Annotated in this window: 15 protein-coding genes; 11 read left to right on the top strand and 4 right to left on the bottom strand. The window is 36.4% G+C overall.

Features of this window, described 5'->3' with window-relative positions:
* Window positions 1-245 precede the first annotated feature (245 nt).
* The 7 genes from ECHVI_RS14495 (at window position 246) to ECHVI_RS24085 (ending at window position 8,586) form a co-directional block, all read left to right on the top strand.
* Entirely contained in the window at window positions 246-1,826 is a 1,581-nt protein-coding gene (locus ECHVI_RS14495; protein ID WP_015266760.1) for a GNAT family N-acetyltransferase, read from the top strand.
* Window positions 1,813-3,357, top strand: a complete 1,545-nt coding sequence (locus tag ECHVI_RS14490; protein WP_041738695.1) for a GNAT family N-acetyltransferase — start codon at window positions 1,813-1,815, stop codon at window positions 3,355-3,357. Before ECHVI_RS14495 ends, ECHVI_RS14490 begins: the two co-directional genes overlap by 14 nt.
* Window positions 3,358-3,411: 54 nt before the next feature.
* Window positions 3,412-4,311, top strand: coding sequence for a polysaccharide deacetylase family protein (locus ECHVI_RS14485; RefSeq protein ID WP_015266758.1), 900 nt, complete (start codon window positions 3,412-3,414; stop codon window positions 4,309-4,311).
* Window positions 4,312-4,380: 69 nt separating this feature from the next.
* On the top strand, window positions 4,381-5,460 hold the full coding sequence (locus ECHVI_RS14480) for a glycosyltransferase (RefSeq protein WP_157501438.1): 1,080 nt from the start codon (window positions 4,381-4,383) through the stop codon (window positions 5,458-5,460).
* A 64-nt stretch (window positions 5,461-5,524) separates the two neighbouring features.
* The gene (locus tag ECHVI_RS14475) at window positions 5,525-6,565 is read left to right on the top strand and encodes a glycosyltransferase family 4 protein (protein WP_015266756.1); all 1,041 of its coding nucleotides are present in this window, start codon (window positions 5,525-5,527) and stop codon (window positions 6,563-6,565) included.
* A 128-nt stretch (window positions 6,566-6,693) separates the two neighbouring features.
* Window positions 6,694-7,800: a DUF354 domain-containing protein gene (locus tag ECHVI_RS14470; protein ID WP_015266755.1), complete on the top strand. Its 1,107-nt coding sequence runs from the start codon at window positions 6,694-6,696 to the stop codon at window positions 7,798-7,800.
* A 198-nt stretch (window positions 7,801-7,998) separates the two neighbouring features.
* Window positions 7,999-8,586: a serine O-acetyltransferase gene (locus ECHVI_RS24085; protein WP_015266754.1), complete on the top strand. Its 588-nt coding sequence runs from the start codon at window positions 7,999-8,001 to the stop codon at window positions 8,584-8,586.
* A gap of 93 nt (window positions 8,587-8,679) precedes the next feature.
* Here the strand turns inward: ECHVI_RS24085 and ECHVI_RS14460 are convergent, their stop codons facing one another.
* Window positions 8,680-9,912, bottom strand: coding sequence for a polysaccharide lyase family 20 protein (locus ECHVI_RS14460; protein ID WP_015266753.1), 1,233 nt, complete (start codon window positions 9,910-9,912; stop codon window positions 8,680-8,682).
* Window positions 9,913-10,634: 722 nt separating this feature from the next.
* Window positions 10,635-12,020 carry an undecaprenyl-phosphate glucose phosphotransferase gene (locus ECHVI_RS14455; RefSeq protein ID WP_015266752.1) on the bottom strand — a complete coding sequence of 462 codons (1,386 nt, stop codon included), beginning with the start codon at window positions 12,018-12,020 and terminating at the stop codon, window positions 10,635-10,637.
* Window positions 12,021-12,724: 704 nt separating this feature from the next.
* On the opposite strand from ECHVI_RS14455, the gene ECHVI_RS14450 reads away from it, so the two are divergent.
* Entirely contained in the window at window positions 12,725-12,922 is a 198-nt protein-coding gene (locus ECHVI_RS14450; protein WP_015266750.1) for a hypothetical protein, read from the top strand.
* A 122-nt stretch (window positions 12,923-13,044) separates the two neighbouring features.
* A complete protein-coding gene (locus tag ECHVI_RS23865; protein ID WP_015266749.1) occupies window positions 13,045-13,191 on the top strand; it encodes a hypothetical protein in 147 nt (48 codons plus the stop codon).
* 53 nt (window positions 13,192-13,244) lie between these two features.
* Here ECHVI_RS23865 and ECHVI_RS14445 read toward each other — a convergent pair whose 3' ends face one another.
* Window positions 13,245-14,828 carry a peptide MFS transporter gene (locus ECHVI_RS14445; protein WP_015266748.1) on the bottom strand — a complete coding sequence of 528 codons (1,584 nt, stop codon included), beginning with the start codon at window positions 14,826-14,828 and terminating at the stop codon, window positions 13,245-13,247.
* 293 nt (window positions 14,829-15,121) lie between these two features.
* Here ECHVI_RS14445 and pckA point away from each other — a divergent pair, with 293 nt between their 5' ends.
* On the top strand, window positions 15,122-16,720 hold the full coding sequence (gene pckA, locus ECHVI_RS14440) for a phosphoenolpyruvate carboxykinase (ATP) (protein WP_015266747.1): 1,599 nt from the start codon (window positions 15,122-15,124) through the stop codon (window positions 16,718-16,720).
* Window positions 16,721-16,754: 34 nt separating this feature from the next.
* On the opposite strand, the gene ECHVI_RS14435 is transcribed toward pckA, so the two are convergent.
* Window positions 16,755-17,024: a hypothetical protein gene (locus ECHVI_RS14435; protein WP_015266746.1), complete on the bottom strand. Its 270-nt coding sequence runs from the start codon at window positions 17,022-17,024 to the stop codon at window positions 16,755-16,757.
* Window positions 17,025-17,184: 160 nt separating this feature from the next.
* On the opposite strand from ECHVI_RS14435, the gene ECHVI_RS14430 reads away from it, so the two are divergent.
* Entirely contained in the window at window positions 17,185-17,622 is a 438-nt protein-coding gene (locus ECHVI_RS14430; RefSeq protein WP_015266745.1) for a peptidylprolyl isomerase, read from the top strand.
* Window positions 17,623-17,654: the final 32 nt, after the last annotated feature.

The following is a 17,654-nucleotide window of genomic DNA, read 5'->3' as shown; positions in this document are numbered from 1 at the left end:
TTATATTTTGTTACCCCAAATATAATATCTTTTAATGAAGCTTTAATTATGATTAAAACCGCAAGGTTTATTTCCATAGCAAAACAATATTAAATAATCCAAGAAACTATTCTCCAAAATTCCAATTTTCAAAGGCATACTCTATAGTACAAAATTTTAGCGTACATTTTAAGTGATAAATATTTCAACCTCCTTTTAAAAGAAATATTTATCGGAGTGCAAAAATTGGTCAAAACGAACTATTTATGCTAGGATATATTTTTAACAAGATGACTACATCAACAATTTCAAAGATTCTTACTGGGAATTGCGTTTTTGACATTTTGAAGGACATTAAATTCCAACAAAAATGGGACGAACTCTACGAAAATACGAGCTGGGCTACAATTTTTCAAAGAAGACAGTTTGTACAAACCTGGTATTTGGCCAATAAAAAGGATATTACGCCAATTCTACTTACTGTTTATAAAAACGGTGAATTAATTGGCCTTTTGCCATTGACTACACGGAAGCCAGATGGAGAATTAAAGAAGAACAGTCCATTAAAAATCACTGGTGCAGGAAAATTCGATGCGGAGTATCAGGCTTGGCTTGTAAAAAGTGGCAATAATGAAGTTTTTATCAAAACAGCTTTTGAAGCCCTCTTTGAAGAGTTTCCTCATTGTAAATTAAGCCTAAGATTCATTCCTGATGCATCCATAATCGAACCTTTAAAATCTATTACATCAATTACGGAAAAGCATACCGTAATACACAAGCACCATCGTCCGTTGATGGATTTTTCGCTTGTGGAAGAACAAAAGCTGTTTAGAAAAAGACATCTCAAGGCCAAATTCAATCGAATTCATCGTGCCGGAGCTGTAGAATTTATTAAAGTTAAGGATACAGATGAATTCATTAAGATACTCGATGAGATCCTTGTCTTTTTAGATTTTAGACAAGCAGCAATGTTTAATAAACTCCCTTCAAAATCCAATCCAAACCGAACCAAATTCCTAATTGATTTATTCAGACAAGACCTTCTACATGTCACTGCATTAAAATTAGATGGAGAAACCATTTCATCTATTATTGGAATGAAAGGAAAAGGTTGGATGCATCTTGCCGGATTGATTAGTTATTCACCATTTCATTCAAAACATTCACCTGGATTGGTTCATTTATATATGCTCGGAAAAATGTTACAAGAAGAGGGTTTCCAAAAGTTTGACCTTACACCAGGATATGACGGATATAAAGAACGGGTTTCTACAAGTGGAGATGAAGTAGTGGAACTTCATTTAAGTAAAAACATAAAGTACGGCTTCAAGAAGTTCCTTAGGAAAAATCTTCACAATACCCTAATAAAGTTTGATGTTCGCCCAATGACTTTTGAGCTTAACATGAAGAAAAAGATTTATTTAATTAAAGAAAAAACAAAAGGAATAACGAATTCATTCTTTTCACCGAACAGGTCGACTGACTCATGGGCTTTCCCCTCAGACATTAACAACTTATCCGTTAACAAAAACAGCATTACTGATTTGCTTAAATACAATGAAAACAGCACTATACAGTCCAGGTGGGGATTTCTGGAAAAAGCCTTTTTATTGGTAAGCAAGGGAGCCGAATTCTACACAGTGACTGATAAAAAACGTCTTTTGGCCTGTATCTGGATGTCAGCAAATGATCAGCTAGATGAAGATGAAACGGTTTCCGAACAAGCAATAGAAAGTTATTTCCATTCTATCTTCAAGCATAATAAATCCGCTTTCGAAAAGTACGTATTTGAATGTGAAAGGGCCCTCTCTTCAGATAAATCAAAGGCACATCATGAAAATTCTTAAAGGAAAAGAAGTAATGGAGTTGATAAACCATTGTAACTTCAGCAGTGGTTGGGATAAATTAGTAAAAGAATGTCCATGGTCCACTGTTTTTCAAAAAAGAGAGTTTATAGCCACATGGTATGCTAAATTTAATGATCAAACTCCATTTATGATCACAGATTGGAATGGAGAGAGTATGACGGGTCTATTTACATTAGTTGAAGAAAACGGAAAACTTTCCTATCCGGGCAATAACCTCGCAGAATACCAGGTATGGCTATCCTCTTCAGAAAACAATGATAAATTCATCAAAGAGGCATTGGATGCCATCAGGAAGGACTATTCCCTTCACCTAAAATATATCCCTTCAAAAACCCCTCTCGAATGGCTCAATAGCAATGGTAAGCTTAAGAATTCAATATTCTTAAAAGCCTATTCTCAGCCAATTATGCAATGTGATGAGGTTTTTCTTGAAAAAGAACTTAAAAAGAAAAATAAAAAAGAGAAAATTAACCGGCTAAAACGCCAAGGTAAACTATCCTTTGAAAGGGTAACTTCTTCCAAAGAATTTAGGGCAATCCTTCCGAATCTAATAGAACAAAATGAATTTAGAAAAGGGGCTATTTATGGCAAGCTGGCATTTCTCGAAGACCCTAGAAGAATTGATTTTCTATCCAAGGCCTTTGAACACAATTTATTACATGCCAGTATACTGAAATTGGACGAGGAAATTATTGCTTCAAATGTGGGGTTTATTTCAAATGACACTGTTCACCTTCAGGGACTCAATACCCATTCTCCTTTCTATTCAAAATTCAGCCCAGGCATTCTCCACTTTCTGATGTTAGGAATCTACCTAAGTAAAGAAAACTATAATTTTTTCGATCTTACACCTGGTGGTATAGATGGATATAAATCAAAACTTGCAACGAGCTACAGCACCACCCATGAAATACTAATGGACTCAGTGTTTACCACCAAGAAAAACCAAGTAAAGGATGCACTGAAAACAACTGCTAAAACATTAATTGGAAATAACACAAAAAAGGCATCACAACTCAGTAAACTCTTCACCTCTCCCATAAAAAAGAATACAACTGAAAACAATAGTGAAGAAAACGCAAATATTCAACTGATTATCAAGGGGAATCAAATTAATCTAACATCCAACGAACCGGAATTAGAGGGAGAAACATCATCCATTACTTACCAAAAAAACAGCATAGCAGACCTTCTTAGTTTCCCTTTAAACAATGAAAAAACAGAATTTCTTTCGGATGCTCTTTACAGAATTGAAAATGGTCAAACCTTTTATGCAATTAAAGGTGGGGATCACCTTATCGGAACTATATGGTATATTCCAAGAGGAACCAAAGAACCTGATGGCCATAAAAGGTCACAAGACTACATGGAGTTCTCTTATCTTACCCTTCACCTAAGAAATAATTGGAACGTGGTAAGGTTGATAATCAAAGAACAAGAATTACCGGAGAGTCTCTCCTTATTCGCAAATTTGATTCCTTCGAAATCATCATTAGACCATCAATCATAATTACTAGAATCAAGGATCAAATTCACTTTTTTGTATGATCCATATCTCTAAATCATGAATAAGAAACGACGAAATATATACGCTCAAATGATTGCAAAAGCAGTTATTAAATTGGGTATTCTGAATATCGCTAAAAAAAAAGCGCTTAAGGGGAAACATATATTATCCATTTACTTCCACAAGCCAAGTAAAGAGGAGTTTGAAAAAATAATTCTTTGGCTTAAAAACAATGGCTTTAAGTTTATCAGTATCGATAACCTTAAAGAAGTAATCTATAAAAAGGCTCCTTTTCCCAAGGGAGCAGTCTTGATCACTGTAGATGATGGATGGGCATCCAATATAGAAAACATGACAACAGTGGCAAAGGCCCATCAAGTCCCACTGACCATATTCCTAGCTACAGAAGCAATCGAAGAAGGTTACTATTGGTTTTCAACAGCAAAAAAGGCTAGTAGACAAAAGTTGGGATATCCCAACTCTGAGCAGATGAAAAAACTACCTAATACAGAAAGGCTAGCTCTCTATCAAAAACTAAAGGTCCAAACAACCCAAGGCAACAGAGAGGCTATGACTATAGAAGAAATCAAATCCGTCAAGGAAGACAACTATATTAGTTTTGGAGCGCACACTCACTCCCATCCCATACTACCAAACTGTACTGATGAGGAAGCTCGGAAGGAAATAGAAATAAGCAAAGAAAAGGTGTCCTTATGGTCGGGAAAATCAGTAGACACCTTTGCCTATCCTAATGGGGATTATGGAGAAAGAGAAAGTAACCTTTTAAAAGAAAACGGCTTCAAGTTGGCTTTTACCACAAAAGCTACTCCGCTTAGAAAAAATGATTTCACAAACCCTTATTCCTTACCTAGGTTGGGATTTCTGGAAGGAGCGTCACACGAAGAAAACCTGTGTCGTATTTTGGGAATATGGTATTCCAAATCAACATTCAGATAATAATTTAGTAGAAAACACTACACTACAGACAATACTACCTACCTCTATTTAGTACTCAATTATTCAAAAATGAAAAGAAGTAATTTCATAGATGAAACATTAATGGAAGACGCGGATGAAGGCACTTTTGCCATTGAGTTTAGCAAAAACAAAACCCTAACAAACTCCTTTCCCGAAAAAACCATCAATGTGCTATTCGTATCCTCTGGGAATTTAAAAAATTTTGATCTAGCCCCTTTTATAAGAGTTCAAGGTGAATCACTTGCCCAAGTGGGCATTAATGTAACCTACTTTAAGATAAAAGGTAAGGGGTCCTCTGGTTATATAAACAATATAGAAAACCTCAAAAAATTCATTAAAGAGAATGATTTTGATCTTATCCACGCTCATTTTACACTTTCCGGCTGGGTAGCTGCTCTTACTTTTCCTAAGCAGCCTTTAGTTTTATCTTTGATGGGGACAGACGCTTTGGGACGGGTTAAAAGTCAATGGAAAATCACAAAAATCTTCAACCACCTCACCATGCTTACTTATTTCATACAGCCATTTGTCCAAAAAATAATATCCAAATCGCAGAACATTGATAATCATGTATGGTTAAAGAACAAATCTTACATTCTTCCAAACGGAGTAGATTTATCAAAATTTGATGGAAAAAGAACTGATTATAAAGAAGAATTAAATCTATCTCGGGACAAAAAGTACATTTTATTTTTAGGTAAAAAAGATGATAGAAACAAAAATTTTCAATTCCTAAAAGAAATTGAAGAAGACCTTAAAGTCCATAATTTTCAAATAATTGCCCCTTACCCTATCAGTCATTCCTCTACCATTAAATACCTAAGTACTGTGGACATGGTAGTGGTATGTTCCATGCAGGAAGGTTCTCCAAATGTGGTAAAAGAAGCTATGGCCTCAAACTGCAAGGGGGTTTTCACAGATGTGGGAGATATAAGGGAGGTTGTTGGTAATACTCCTGGTTACGCCATAACCTCTTTCAATAAAAGTGACCTTTTAAAAAAGATATTAAAGGTAGATGCGATGTCTATTTGCAAAGGAAGGGAGCGTCTCATCCAAAAAAAGTTGGACACTCAAAATATAGCACTAAGATTAAAAAGCATTTATCTTGATGCTCTCAAAAGCAAATAGCATCTTTTTCAAAAGATAAAATTCAACAAGATAATTTTTTAACTATTCATCAATTCAAATAAATATGGCATATAATTTAAGTACTCCTTCTATTGCCACGTCGAAAAACGAAAAAAATGAAGCAAAAGTAGCTTCAAAAAGTATTATGAAAGTCCTATTTGTTTCTTCTGGCAATTTGAAAAATTTTGATGTCGCTCCTTTCATAAAGGTTCAAGGAGATTCTTTAATGAGCCAAAACGTGGAAGTAGACTATTTCAGAGTGATAGGAAAAGGTCCTAAAGGATATTACTCAAACGTAAAACGACTACGGAAACATTTGAGGACTAATTCTTACGATCTAATTCATGCACATTTCACACTTTCCGCTTGGGTAGTAGTATTGGCCAACCCAAGATTACCTATCGTCCTTTCATTAATGGGAACTGATGCTTATGGAAGGGTGAATAAACTATCTCAAAATAAACCCAGTCTTAACTACCTCACGATTTTGAGCGTTTTGATTCAGCCTTTTGTAAAAAAAATCATTTCAAAATCTCCAAATATAGAACAAGTCGTTTGGCAAAAGAGTAAAAGTCATCTTCTACCAAATGGAGTAAATATGGAAAACCTTCATCCATATGAGCAGAATTTTAGAGAAGAGCTCAACTTATCGCCAGATAAAAAGTATGTCCTATTCCTTGGAAACCCGAAAGATCGCAGAAAGAACTATAATCAATTACTCTCCATAAAAGATAAATTAGCAGAAAATGGAATTAACGTATTGGCGCCTTACCCCATAAGCCATGATCTTATTTTCAAATATTTAAATGCTGTGGACGCTTTAATCATGTGTTCATTTCAAGAAGGATCACCTAATGTTGTCAAGGAAGCAATGGCTTGCAATTGTAAAGGTGTATTTACGGATGTCGGAGATGTAAAGTACTTGATTAATAATACTAATGGATATTCAATATGTGATTTTACGTCTGAAGATCTTTTTATCAAAATCAAAAATGTTATATCTTTAGATAATTGTGAAGGACGGAATCGATTAATTGAGCTTGGTTTATCTGTACCAAAGGTAGCAGCTAAGCTTAAAAGTATCTATTTATCGGCATTAGAATAGGCACCAACCAGAATTTTTAAACTTCTATCAATTATTATTTAGCAAAATCCCGGTCATACTTTAAGATTACCAAACATCTTAACGTGAATTTTGTTGAAAAATAAGGCCATCAAAAAACTATTCCTCAGATGAAAATTTTAATTGATATCAATCACCCTGCTCACGTTCATTATTTTAAGAACCTATACAAAATAATGGCAGATGAAGGTCACCAAATATTGTTTGTCTCTAGAAACAAAGAAATTGAACATAAATTGCTCAAAGCATACAATATCCCTTTCATAAACCGTGGAAAAGGACAAAATGGAGCTATTGGAAAATTCTTATACCTACTATATGCTGATTTAAAACTACTTAGGATAGCTAAAAAATTTAAACCAGATGTATTTTTGAATTTTTTACATCCTTACCCCTCACATATCGCAAAATTAATCAACAAACCATCAATTGTTTTCAGTGACACGGAACATGCTACGCTCCATGCTAAGCTAACAGTCCCCTATGCCACATCCATTCACACTCCGGCATGTTACCGAACAGATTTAGGTGAAAAGCATCATCGCTTCAACGGCTACATGGAACTTTCTTACTTACATCCAAATTATTTCACTCCAGACCCAACTATATTAGACATTATTGGTGTAAAGCCTCAAGAGCGTTTTGTCATTATCAGATTTGTGGCTTGGGGATCTGTCCATGATTTTGGCCATTCAGGCATGTCTATGGAAAACAAACGAAAAGCCATTAAAGAAATTTCTAAATATGCTCGAGTACTTATAACTTCTGAAAGTGAGCTTCCTGAGGATTTAGAAAAATTTCGTATAAAAATCCCAATTGATAAAATACATCATGCTCTCTATTATAGCTCCCTATTATTTGGCGAAAGCGCTACAATGGCCTCGGAGGCCGCTGTTTTAGGCACTCCTGCTATTTTTTTAGATAACGACGGTCGTGGCTATACTGATGAGCAAGAAAAAAAATATAAGCTGGTTTATAATTTCACAGAAACTCCTAATGATCAAGAGCAAGCCATACAAAAAGCTGTTGAAATTCTTTCTGTAGAAAGCAATGACCAGCTCTATAAAAATAGAAGATTGAAACTCTTAAAAAACAGCATAGATACAACTGAATATATGATCGAAAAAGTTTTACAGTATGCTCCATCAAAGCAACAAGTGAATAAAAAAGGACCATCTATAAAAGCGTCTCTTGAAGTCTCATCGCATGGATCCTAATTCACAAAAGTAAAGGCGCCTTAAATTAATGAGCAGAAACAATAAGAATATTTCTTCAAAAAGAATAGACCTTCAATTATTGGTAATTATAAAAGTATGGTAGATGATTTACGTAACATCATTTAAAATACTTCCATTATACAAAATGGTCACTACTATTATTCTACCTCAAGCAAAAAATGTACTGCGACTAAACCAATGGAATTAATCAAAACCAAAGAAGACTTGAATAGGGTCTTGAAAATAGAAAAGGCAAAACTCAACATCAAGAGACCATTTCTAATGTGGATTTCTTATTCTGAAGGATACAGGGTTTATCGTTTTTTTAAAAATTTACGATACCTAGAGTTTTACCTTAATAAAAAGAAAAATCCGTGGGACTACCTACCATTAGCCTGGAGATACTGGAATCATAGAAGAATGAAGCTTAAATTTAGCTTTTATATTCATCCAAATACTTTAGGAGAAGGCTTTCATTTAGTTCATTCTGGCTTTGTACGCATTGCGGTTTTTGCTAACATTGGTAAAAACTGTACAGTTCTTCCTCGTGTGTTAATAGGGAAAAAAAAGCCAAGAATAGAAGATCCTAGAGTCTTAATTGGAGAAGATTGCTATATTGGAACAGGTGTTACGATATTAGGGCCAATAAAAATTGGCAACAATGTAACTATTGCTGCAGGTAGTGTAGTAACTCATGATGTTCCTGATAATTGTGTTATTGGAGGAATTCCGGCTAAAATCATAAAGTATAAAAACTCTCCTGATCCTGTTTCTTCATCCGCATGATGATACAAGATTAAAAGTTTAAATAAAAAGTTAATATTTTGATACAAAAACGGCTCAAACCAGCATTGGTTTGAGCCGTTTTTATAAAAGGTATTAGTAAATTTTAAAGGTCGACGACATCTTGTCTCCTACCGGGATAACCCCTTTCTCATCAGCAAATGCAGCAACGTCAACTCTATATTTTCCTGATTCAAGGAACGCATTACCATAATAAAAGTTACCTTTTCCATCGTCTCCAAACAAAAGAAAAGGGAAGCCGCCATCCATAAGAGAATGAATCAAATCGTACTTACCATTTCCATTTAGACGATGTAAATCAAATCGAACGCTTTTAACTCTCTCATCGACATCTGCATAAATACTGAATTTCTCAGTGCCTAATCTAGAAAAATATACTATTTTCCCTGGATGTAAATCTTCCCATAGAGTTTCCGTATCCGCATTGGCAATGATTAATTTAGGCTCCTTTGGATCCGAAATAACAGTACCAGCTAAATTTAGCATACTTCCTGTAACCAAATCTGTAATAGAGGTGTTTTGATCGCCATAGCGTATATTATCCATATACAAAGACCTCAAATCTGTATCAGTCTCAGTATAATTCCATATAGACTTATAGATTCCTACCTTCCAATGTGGTAATCCTTGTCCTTTAAATAGGTTCGGCCCTTGGTAATTAACGACCTTATTACCATTTCTCCATACTTCAATAGAACCTTCAGATCCTGAAGAATGATGAATACGAAATGCTAATTCTGTCCATTCATCCTTAATGATCGGCCCCATGTTTATAGTTTCCCATTTATTTTCGTTATGTGGAGAAACAACTCTGAGATATAGATCATCTTTTGACGTTCTAAGTGAAAGTGATGGTCCTCCAGAACTTTGCCGCCATTGGGAAATTGATTCATTTGCCCTGTCATACTCATAACCTCCTTCAGGAAAGTAAACAGCAAAACTGTACCACATATTACTAGATGGAGCTCCATTATTGACCAAAAGTTCAGACCGAGTTCCATTTGCCACCATTTCATCAGATGATTTTAGTCTAAACATTGCACATTTTTTTCCCTGGAACGATCTCCAAGAAACCACTCTCACGCTGTAATCCTCTGCCCCCTGTGTGTGCACGCCATAAAGAGGATTGTCTCCTTCAAAATCCTCCTCAAATAATAAGCCTGACAATTGGGTCGTTACTTCGGCAATTTCTGTGCTCTCTTGAATATCGAGCTGTTGCGATTCATCTAGTTGGCAAGAACTCGCAAACAAAACTGTAGTGATTCCTGCAAGAATTCCCCTGCAGGTTAAATTGGTAATAGATTTCATTAAATAAATTGGTTAGGTGATAATTACTTTTAAGTGATTTTCTAAATGACCCTTGATCAAGGTCCCTCTCGGATAGTAATGTTCATAAGTGTGGTATGTTGGTTAGTAAATTGTGTTGTACGTCAGCGAGTAAATCATTCGGGTGATTAACACTGGCTAGCGCAAACTTTCCAATATCCATACCACGTAAACCAATTGGATATAAGGCACTTAGATAAATAAACAAACAACTTATTAACAGGTATGAATACATGTATAACGTAAACAAACAGTATAAATAAATTGAAGGATAATTTAATATTATTTAAATCTAATTATTTAAAAAATAATAAACTTTTTAATATTAAAAACCACTATTACCATACTTATTTTAAACTATTTTTTAAGGCTTCGATAAAAAACAAATACCTTTATTTAAATAATTAAAAATTATATGCATAAAATTGAATTATTGAAAATTTAAAAACAAAATTTCTCATTAGAATATGTGGAAATAATTCTACACTTTGACACTATTTTCCACAAGTTTATATGAAGGAAACTTTATAATTATCAGAATCAATATTATTTTTTGTAAAATTAAAATTCGAATTCAGAATGAATTGACAGAGTTATAAAAATAAAAAAACAAAAAAATGTGTAAAACACAACATTTCAAGTATCTTCCAAAAAATCAAAGAAAACATGGAGAACGATTCGTTCTCCATGCCATATGATATTTATCAAAAAGCGGTCCCGTGTGTCTTACGTCCAAAAATTGTTAAGTATATAATTTTAAGATCTAATTTCATTGACCAGTTCTTTAAGTACCAAAGGTCATGTGCAATGCGTTGCTCTTTCTGCTCAGCTGTTTCTGTAGGACCTCTCCATCCATTTACTTGGGCCCATCCAGTGACACCTGGTTTAAAGTAATGTCTCACCATTGCCTTATCCACGCTTCGCTGAAACTCTTCGTTAAGGTATGTCCTATGAGGTCTTGGCCCTACCACGCTCATATCTCCCATAAATACATTGGCAAACTGAGGAAGCTCATCAATACTGTACTTTCTAAGAACTTTACCGACTTTGGTGATACGAGGATCATTTTCCACCGTTGAGGCCTTACCCGTACTGTCATTTTCCTTCATGGTCCTAAACTTAAAAACCCTAAACGGCTTCCCACCTTTCCCAATCCTTTCAGGACAGTAAAAAGCTGGACCTGGACTATCAAGTTTAATAAGTAACACAATTAAAAAGAACAATGGTGACAGCATTAGAAGTACCAAGCTGGAAAAACACCAATCAAAACATTCCTTTATAAAGGCAGAAATCTTATCATCAAGGGGCATCTGTCTCACGTTTACCATGTCCATTTTCCCTTGCCTGATCACTTTGCAGTCTTCTCCTAGAAGGTTTTGATAGTCTGGCACAAACCTAACCCTTGTTCCGTAATAATCAGCTGTATTTAGAATTTTTTTGATTTCCTCTGAATATTGAATTGGAAGAGCTACTATAACTTCATCTACAGGATTCTCTTTTATGTAGCTTCCCATACTCTCTAAATCACTAACGTATTCGCCGCCTTCTATTGCCAACTCAGGTTCTGCCACATTTTGATATTTCACGACACCTTTTACCTGATATCCGTTCTTAGGATTTTCTTTAAAATAGGAATTCACCTTATTGACCATTTCTCCTTGTCCCGTCACCAGGACATTTTTACCAACCCCTCCACTATTCTTCAGTCGATTAATTATACTTAAGATGACAAAGTTGGTTACAATGCCAATCAAAGGAAATCCGATAGAGAAAGAAAGCACCACTTTTCTAAAGGTTGGAGGAAAAGTGAATATTAAATAAGCCAAGCCCAAGATCACCACTAAGATGGCACTGGACTTTACATAATTTAAAATTCTGTTTGAAAGATCCCCATTGACATCAAAGAAATATAGCTTTCTCCATTTCACTATTACCAGCCATATAGAAATAAGCCCCATGAAGAGCATCCAATCCAATCCTTGAACACTTGTATCTTTAAAGATATAAAGTGAAACAAGAAAAGTAATTCCTAAAATGACAGTGTCCCAGATAAAGAAAAAACCCGCGACAAGTTTGTTAATATTATTCATAGTTTCTCTAATAAAAATTCGAAATTTTTCTCATTAACCCATTTACTATCTGTAAACCACCCATGACGGTTTACGAACCGATGAAGCATCCAAACATTATTTTTATTAGTATTCTTTAACAGCTGTAAATTTTTAATTCAGTGCTTATCAGGATACATCTATGAAATCGATTACCAGGCTTACTTGACTGGTCCACAGTACCCTAATACACACCACTAATTTATATGAATGACGACAAGAAAACAAACAAAATACATTAAAATTAATTTAAAAAACATTTTTCATGGTTTAAAAAACAAACTCGGAAAGTAAATTTCTGTACAGGTAATCAAAAAAAATGTAAACGTACGTACCGATTTCATCAATTTATGAATTCGACGTATCCAAAACCTAAGGAATAAATTTAGGCTACCACCTCTCTTTATTACACATTATGTAATGAGATTTAAAAATAAATGCATTTTTCACAACTAACCTTACAAAATACTGACAAATAAAAAATAGCAACATCAATAATCAGCATTAATAGCAATTACCGATAATTACTGCAAAAAACTGCTTCTCTAATTGCCCCTCTCATTTATTGATCAAATCCTGAAATTGTTACGCCTGTGAGGAAATAAATTTTCTTATTGAAATAAATTAAATTTTGTTGTAAATAGCGTAAAATCCTGCCGATTAATCTTATTTAAACCTATCACGTTATGGCAAGAGGAACTGAACAATACTATGACGAATTCGATGACTTCGAGGAAGATGACGAATTCAATATGGATGATCTCAACGAGGACATTTATGACCTAGATGATGACGATGATGAAAGACTTGAAGACAATTTAATCGATTTCGAAGACGATGATTTTGGCGATTTCGAAGACGATTTGGATGACGAATTTGACTAATTAGTATTCAGACTGGGCCTCTTTCTCCTAAGATAGCCCAGTTTTTATAAATTAATTTTGTCCAATGAGGCTGAGCTATTAAATTGCAAAAAATTTAAGACTTCACTTAAAACATTTCAGATATGTTACTGGAAATATTCAATTCTCCCCTGGGTTCAGGAGCTCAATTATTCATCCTTATCGTTTGTATCCTTATTGGCTTGGGCGCTGGCCTTTCCAACATGGACATCAGAAACAGTCTATTCAAAGGAAATAAAAAGGAAAAATAATAAGGGTTTACTTTATAACTAAAAAGGGGAGCGATGATCGCTCCCCTTTTTAGTTATCTAACATTCCCCATTAATTTCCTAATAGGTTTGGTAATCAACATGAGTACAATTCCTGCTCCTATGGATATCATTACAATTAACATATACTGATCCGGCATTTCAGCTACTGCTTCCTTGGAGCCTCCACTCGCTTCCCCAGCGATAATGCCAGCAACCAAATTGCCCAAAGCAACAGACAAAAACCACATTCCCATCATTTGCCCTTGAAATTTTTTCGGTGCCAGCTTTGTGGTCAAGCTCAATCCCACTGGGCTTAAGCTCAATTCTCCAAAAGTATGAAACAGATAGGTAAACATTAACCAGGTGGGAGCGGCTAAACTTCCCGCTGCCGCTACTTTAGCTGCAAAATACATCACTAAAAAGCCTATCCCGAGCAGGATCAGGCCAAAGGCGAATTTAATAGGAGAACTGGGCTCTAAATGTCTTTTGGCCAACCAAACCCATAGGGCTGCAAATACAGGCGCAAAAATAATGATAAACATGGAGTTTGCAGATTGGAAGTATCCTGTTGGAATCTCCCATCCAAACACATGTCGATTAGTAAACCGTTCTGCAAACAGATTCAAGGTGGAACCTGCCTGCTCAAATCCTGACCAAAACAACGCTCCAAAACAGAGTAAAATAGCAATCACTCCTACTTTTTTCTTTTCTTCTTTATCCAACCCACCAAAAAGAATCACATAAATAAAGAATCCTGCTGCCACCAAGGCAATAACCTTATAAGATGCATCCGCTATCGCTGCAGCATTAATAGCAATAGTGCCCTGAAACATTAAAAAAACTACTAAGGAAATAACTATTATTGTCAGAAAAGTAAACATCCTTAGTCGACGTCGGTGAGCGACTTCCACCTCAGAGGCTGGATCTGTCAACTCCCCTTTCCCTTTTAGCGTACCTGATGTCAATCGGTACTGAATAAGTCCAAGGACCATTCCAAAACCTGCTACACCAAAACCTAAATGCCAATCTATTTCAGCAAAAGTACTGCAAATAATAGGTGCGATAAATCCACCGATATTGATTCCCATATAGAAAATACTGAATCCAGCATCTCTTTTTGAACTTCCTTCATGATAGAGCTGTCCAACAATTGAACTGATGTTAGGTTTGAGCAAACCCGTCCCCACCACAATAAGAATCAACCCAAGGAAAAAGGAAGTAGTATCCAGTGAAGACAACGTATCCTTGGCCACATGCCCTCCTTCCAGCATCGCCAATATTCCCGGCAAACCCATTGTAAAATGCCCCAGTGCAATAATAATCCCTCCGTACCAAACTGATTTCTTTAACCCGAACAACCTGTCTGCGAGCCAGCCACCTGGTAAGGCCAACAAGTAAACCCCCATCGTATAAAGACCGTAAATTGCACCTGATGTCTTATCATCAAATCCCAAGCCTCCATCAATGACAGCCGTGGTCATAAATAAAATGAGCAACGCCCTCATGCCATAATAACTGAAACGTTCCCACATTTCAGTAAAAAAAAGTGTCATTAACCCCCTTGGGTGGCCAAACATCGATGGGCCATCAAAACCTCTATCGAGTTGCTGTTTATTGGATTCTTCGTTTTCTAACATTTGGGTAAATAATTCCTGAATTAAGCTTAATAATTTACAATGATAAGAGATTTTTTCTTAAACTGAGAAAAATGAACCATTTTGTTCCCTAATGGTATTTGGTCAATCTTTTTGAGATTCCACAGGAACAATCATTCTTTTTTGAATATTTTACTTCCTTTAATTGTCATCAAAAAACCCATCGAAATCGTTTGAAAACGTACATTTTCAATCTTTTTTAAGGATAATACGCTCCAATTCCTCTATCTTTGTAGCAATACCTTTTTATAATACCCAAATAGCTTTAAAGATTTATGATCAGTAAAACATCCCCCGTTACTGACCAACAGCGTATTCATGAACAGTTGGATAAAGGTCAGTTAAAACTCAACCTAACACCTCCTGAACTTATTGAGCATGCCCTTGCCCAAAAAGAAGGATGGCTGACAGACACTGGTGCCTTAATGGCAGACACCGGTAAGTTCACAGGAAGGTCACCAAAAGACCGTTACATCGTTTCTGACTACAAGACCAAAAACACCATCTGGTGGGGAACGATCAACATTCCCTTTATGGAAGCGCATTTTGATGGTTTATTGAACAAAATGACAGCTTACCTGAAGAACAGGATCATATTTGCCCGGGATATGTATGCCGGTGCTGACAGTAGGTACCGGCTTAATGTCAGGGTTTACAACACCTTGGCCTGGCACAACCTCTTTTGCCACAATATGTTTTTAAGGCCAGAGGAAGGCGAAACCATTGATTTGGAAACAGCTTACACCATTATCTGTATTCCAGAATTCGAAGCTGACCCAACGGTAGATGGCACTAGAGGCAAGAATTTCACCATCATCAATCTTACTAGGAAAATCATTCTAATTGGCGGAACTGGTTATGCTGGCGAGATCAAAAAAGGTATATTTTCAGTGTTGAATTACCTGTTACCTTTAAAAGAAAAGGTGCTTTCTATGCACTGCTCTGCTAACATCGGTAAGATGGGAGATACAGCTGTATTCTTTGGTCTTTCTGGAACGGGAAAGACGACCTTGTCTGCTGACCCGGAGCGAAAGCTCATCGGTGACGACGAACATGGCTGGACCAATAATGGTATATTTAACTTTGAAGGTGGATGCTATGCTAAAGTCATCGACCTTTCTGAGCAAAAAGAACCAGAAATTTGGCGAGCGATAAAATTCGGTTCCATCGTGGAAAACACAAAGTTCTTTCCCAACAGTAGGACTATAAACTTTGCGGATAGTACGACTACCGAAAACACCAGAACAGCATATCCGTTGTACCACATACCTCAGGCCATAATGCCCCCACTGGGCACCTTGCCCAAAAACATCTTCTTCCTCACAGCGGATGCTTTCGGAGTACTCCCCCCTATTTCCAAACTAAACCCCAGCCAAGCCATGTACCACTTCATCTCTGGCTACACGGCCAAAGTAGCGGGTACCGAAATGGGAATAACAGAACCCCAAAAAACATTTTCAGCTTGCTTTGGAGCTGCATTTCTCCCGCTACACCCCACGGTTTATGCCAGTTTATTTGGCAAAAAAATGAAAGACCATAATGCAAATGTCTGGTTGGTAAATACTGGATGGACAGGCGGCTCTTATGGGGTGGGTTCACGGATGAAACTCTCCCATACCAGAGCCATGATTTCTGCAGCATTGGAAGGAAAACTCGACAATGTCAATTATAAAAACCACCCTGTGTTCAATGTTGCTGTTCCACAACGTTGCCCGGGAGTACCGCAAGAAATCCTGAACCCCAAAGACACATGGGAAAACCCAGGTGAATATGACCAAAAGGCTTTTCAGCTGGCAAGTTCATTTGTGGAGAACTTCAAAAAATACGAGGACTTTGCCGATGAGGAGATCATGGCAGGAGCCCCCACATGCTAAACAAAAAGCCCTCCGGGTATCCGGAGGGCCAACATTATTCTGCAGGCTTGTCCAAGCCATGTTCTTGTTCAAACTTGTTCCTTCTTATTTCGAACCGCTCGAGCTCTTCCCCAAGCATATCCAAGGATTCATTGTACCTTGAGTACAAGTCTCCCATGTTCTTTTCCATGTTCGAAAAATTAAACTCCATGGCATCAAGTTGGAGCTGGGAAGCCTTTTCTATCAATGCCACTTGGCTGTTTTTCAAGTCTGCAAGTAGCCTCAAAGCTCTGTCCATTTTCTCTAACTTTTCTCTGTTATTCATGATTAAATAAGTTTGGTTACTAAAATATAATCAAAAAACAGACCAAAAGGAAGATTTTAAACTCTTTCAATATAAAATAAGACTAATCCAACACTCGCAATTCAATTATTTTCTCCAAATAAAAGCAAGATTTACTATCTTTGCTTCAAATAAACATTCCATGAAAACAGCAGAAATCGTTACTGAAAAAGGAACCATGAAGGTGGAGTTTTATGAAAAAGATGCTCCCAACACGGTGAAAAACTTTATAGACCTTTCCGAAAAAGGCTTTTACAATGGACTTACCTTTCATCGGGTAATTCCTAACTTTGTCATTCAAGGCGGATGCCCCATTGGAAATGGTGCCGGTGGACCAGGATATACCATTGATTGTGAACTGGACGGAGGTAACCAACACCATGAACGCGGTGTCTTATCCATGGCGCACGCAGGAAGAAACACAGGAGGATCCCAGTTTTTCATCTGCCATAGCAGAGACAATACCGCCCATTTGGACAGAAACCACACCTGCTTTGGCAAGGTGATAGAAGGTTTGGATGTAATAGATCAGATACGCCAAGGAGACAAAATCGAAAAAATCGTCATTTCAGAGGCATAATTCATAATTTAATCATATCACTAAAGCCCGAA

The organism is Echinicola vietnamensis DSM 17526 (assembly GCF_000325705.1).
Classification (GTDB): domain Bacteria; phylum Bacteroidota; class Bacteroidia; order Cytophagales; family Cyclobacteriaceae; genus Echinicola; species Echinicola vietnamensis.
The sequence above is the reverse complement of the archived record's forward strand: the minus strand, read 5'-3'. Positions and strand labels throughout refer to the sequence as shown.

Coding starts and splice junctions, on each gene's coding strand:
- ECHVI_RS24085 (WP_015266754.1), top strand. CDS start 7,999: ATGGAATTAATCAAAACCAAAGAAGACTTGAATAGGGTCTTGAAAATA.
- ECHVI_RS14470 (WP_015266755.1), top strand. CDS start 6,694: ATGAAAATTTTAATTGATATCAATCACCCTGCTCACGTTCATTATTTT.
- ECHVI_RS23865 (WP_015266749.1), top strand. CDS start 13,045: ATGTTACTGGAAATATTCAATTCTCCCCTGGGTTCAGGAGCTCAATTA.
- ECHVI_RS14460 (WP_015266753.1), bottom strand. CDS start 9,912: ATGAAATCTATTACCAATTTAACCTGCAGGGGAATTCTTGCAGGAATC.
- ECHVI_RS14445 (WP_015266748.1), bottom strand. CDS start 14,828: ATGTTAGAAAACGAAGAATCCAATAAACAGCAACTCGATAGAGGTTTT.
- ECHVI_RS14475 (WP_015266756.1), top strand. CDS start 5,525: ATGGCATATAATTTAAGTACTCCTTCTATTGCCACGTCGAAAAACGAA.
- ECHVI_RS14435 (WP_015266746.1), bottom strand. CDS start 17,024: ATGAATAACAGAGAAAAGTTAGAGAAAATGGACAGAGCTTTGAGGCTA.
- ECHVI_RS14490 (WP_041738695.1), top strand. CDS start 1,813: ATGAAAATTCTTAAAGGAAAAGAAGTAATGGAGTTGATAAACCATTGT.
- ECHVI_RS14485 (WP_015266758.1), top strand. CDS start 3,412: ATGAATAAGAAACGACGAAATATATACGCTCAAATGATTGCAAAAGCA.
- ECHVI_RS14455 (WP_015266752.1), bottom strand. CDS start 12,020: ATGAATAATATTAACAAACTTGTCGCGGGTTTTTTCTTTATCTGGGAC.
- pckA (WP_015266747.1), top strand. CDS start 15,122: ATGATCAGTAAAACATCCCCCGTTACTGACCAACAGCGTATTCATGAA.
- ECHVI_RS14480 (WP_157501438.1), top strand. CDS start 4,381: ATGAAAAGAAGTAATTTCATAGATGAAACATTAATGGAAGACGCGGAT.
- ECHVI_RS14450 (WP_015266750.1), top strand. CDS start 12,725: ATGGCAAGAGGAACTGAACAATACTATGACGAATTCGATGACTTCGAG.
- ECHVI_RS14495 (WP_015266760.1), top strand. CDS start 246: ATGCTAGGATATATTTTTAACAAGATGACTACATCAACAATTTCAAAG.
- ECHVI_RS14430 (WP_015266745.1), top strand. CDS start 17,185: ATGAAAACAGCAGAAATCGTTACTGAAAAAGGAACCATGAAGGTGGAG.